The following is a 2,688-nucleotide window of genomic DNA, read 5'->3' on the forward strand; positions in this document are numbered from 1 at the left end:
TGGGGCGACCGGCCAATCGGCGTCGGGGAAAAGCCGTTGCGGTAGCTTTTGCCGTTCCGCTTTTCGCCGCATTTCATGTTACAAGTCGCGGGAAGGGCTGATTTGGCGCCATCGCAGTGGCGTGACCTGGAGAGGGACGATCCTATGAAAAAGACTGTGCTCGTCGTTGTGGCGACGGCTTTGCTTGTGAGCGCATGCACCACCACCGATCCGTACACGGGCGACCAGAAGATTTCCAACACCGCCGCGGGAGCCGGTCTTGGCGCCCTGGCAGGTGCCAGCCTTGGCCTGCTTGCCGGTGGCAACGACCGCCGCAACGCACTGATCGGCGCGGGTATCGGCGCGCTTGCCGGCGGTGCCATCGGCGCCACCATGGACCAGAACGAGGCCGAACTGCGCCGCCAGCTTCAGGGCACCGGCGTCAGCGTCACCCGCAGCGGTGACCAGATCATCCTCAACATGCCCTCCGACATCACCTTCAACACGGATCAGGATGCTGTGAAGCCCGGCTTCTACCAGGTGCTGAATTCGGTCGCGCTGGTGCTGAAGAAGTTCAAGCAGACCACGGTCGACGTTTTCGGCCACACCGATTCGACCGGTGGCGACCAGCACAATTTCGATCTGTCGCAGCGGCGCGCGCTGGCGGTTGCCAACTACCTGTCCGGTCAGGGTGTCGATCAGCGCCGCTTCGCCGTCACCGGTTTCGGCAAGACACGGCCGATCGCATCCAATGCGACGGCCGAAGGCCGCGCCCAGAACCGCCGCGTCGAGATCCAGCTGTCGCCGCTCACCTGATCTGTCCGGCAAGCGAATGCAAAACGGCCCCATATATGGGGCCGTTTTTGTTTGAGCGGRTGCCGGCGCAGATTGGCGCTCAGAGAATTAGCTAGTTCTAACTAACTAGTTTCCCGCAGCCACGGAAAGGAATAGCATCGACCCTGTTCCGGAGGGGATGAGGCGGATACAACTGGCCGCGCAATCAGCATTTTTTCCCGCCTCGGTCTTGCACGGCCAGATTCAGAAAATCTGGGAGGAATGCATGACAAGAACAGCCAGCCTTGGGCGCTGCGGCGTCCTCGCTTTAACCAGTCTTGTGGGCGCATGGTTGGGCGTCGCCACGGCTCAGGCCGAGGATGCCGGCAAGGCCGACATAGATGCCTTGAAGAAGTCGCTTGCCAAATATGAGGACTACACCGCCGCCGTCCGCGACCTCTATCTGTCGACAGTCGGCTGCGTCTACTACAGCGGAGAAAAGATACCGGGCACGATGGATTACCCGAAAGGCGCCATGGGTATCCATTTCGTCAACGTCCCAAGTGTCGGCCAAAAACTCGATCCGATGCACCCCAATGTGCTGATCTACGAACCGACGAGAAAAGGCCTGCGCCTGGTCGGGGCGGAATGGCTGGTGCCACTGACGCCGGACATCAAAGCGCCGCCGAAGCTGTTTGGCCAAACCTTCATGGGCCCGATGGAGGGACACTATCCGCTCATCCCGCGGGAGTTCGTCCACTACGATCTTCACGCCTGGTTCGTGGACAATCCGAACGGCCTGTTCAGTCCGACGAACCCGAAGGTGAAATGCAACAAGGCCGAGTTTCCGATGCTGGAGAAACCGACCAAGATGATGCCTGGCCCGATGTAACGGGCGAGCCAGGCTGGGAGCAATTCCAGGAAAAGTGTGAAGCGGTTTTCCGTCCGGAATTGCGTCCAAACAAAGAGGCAATTCCCGGAAAAGTGTGAGACGGTTTTCCCGGGAAAGCGCATCGCGCTTTCCCTTAGGAAATTGCGTCAGAGCAAGATTTGGAGCGGTCCGGCGTTTCCGTGAAACGGTGAATCGGTAGGAGCTTACCGGCAGGGCAAGCCGATGGCTGGCTTGCCCTCGAAAGCGATCGGGGATCAGACCCTGGCGACGCCATCAGGACGAGGTCGGCTGGTCGACAATTGCCGCCACGATCCGGCGAACGATCGGCAAGACCAGCAGCAGACTCGGAAACGCCACAAGCCATGATGCTCCCCATGCATACGGCCAGGTCGCCACGAAACCGGTTGTCCAGCCCGCATTGATCAGCGTCGATACTGCCGAGACAATGCTCGACATCAAGATGGAAAGAACGAATGGCATTACCAGCGCATTGTAGGAGGGCGGTAGTTTCCTCGATTTCAAAACTTTGTCCGATGACGCTCGCATCAAGTATCTCCTGTTCAGAAAGTGGACGCATGCGCGGCTGAGCGCGATCAGGTGGCATGTGCCGTTTGCAGGGCCAGGTTGCTAATGAAGCTGCGCAACGAACGCGGTTCGCGACCCAGGGCGGCGCGCAATGTCAGACTGTTCCCGCCGAGGCCATGGAGGGCGTAGTGGCCATATACCCTGGCCAACGATTGCATCTGGAGGTCGCTGTAGGGGAGGCGGACATCCGCAGCCCACTCGGCAAATGTCGGCTCGCCCGYGATGACCGGGCGGCCAAGTTCCTCTCCCATTATTGACGCGATCTCTTCCCGGCTGTGCATACCCGCGCAGAGCTCGATCGTCGCATATGACAGTCGCGCTTCGGTCAAGGCGATCGCTGCCACTTCAGCAACATCGCGGTAATCGACACGCGCCACCTTCGCCGTCTTTGGAAAAGGTTCCGAGAAAACACCGTGCTCAACGACCGACGGCCAGGCCGCTGCGATATTCTGCATGAA

The 2,688-nt window shown here is 59.9% G+C and carries 3 protein-coding genes and 1 pseudogene; 2 read left to right on the top strand and 2 right to left on the bottom strand.

Translation table 11 applies throughout. The annotated features are described in order from the left end of the window. Positions 1-144 precede the first annotated feature (144 nt). Together ACXJ7R_RS29430 and ACXJ7R_RS29435 are read left to right on the top strand one after the other, a co-directional pair. Positions 145-795 carry an OmpA family protein gene (locus tag ACXJ7R_RS29430; RefSeq protein ID WP_095090696.1) on the top strand — a complete coding sequence of 217 codons (651 nt, stop codon included), beginning with the start codon at positions 145-147 and terminating at the stop codon, positions 793-795. Positions 796-1,039: 244 nt separating this feature from the next. Beyond that, positions 1,040-1,645 (top strand): hypothetical protein, encoded by a 606-nt coding sequence (locus tag ACXJ7R_RS29435; protein ID WP_095091673.1) that lies wholly within the window; start codon positions 1,040-1,042, stop codon positions 1,643-1,645. A gap of 273 nt (positions 1,646-1,918) precedes the next feature. Here the strand turns inward: ACXJ7R_RS29435 and ACXJ7R_RS29440 are convergent, their stop codons facing one another. Then, positions 1,919-2,191 carry a DUF2798 domain-containing protein gene (locus tag ACXJ7R_RS29440; RefSeq protein ID WP_457154898.1) on the bottom strand — a complete coding sequence of 91 codons (273 nt, stop codon included), beginning with the start codon at positions 2,189-2,191 and terminating at the stop codon, positions 1,919-1,921. Between the two features lie 47 nt (positions 2,192-2,238). Next, positions 2,239-2,688: pseudogene (locus tag ACXJ7R_RS29445) on the bottom strand (NmrA/HSCARG family protein); the annotation flags it as partial.

Source organism: Mesorhizobium sp. P5_C1 (assembly GCF_054049815.1).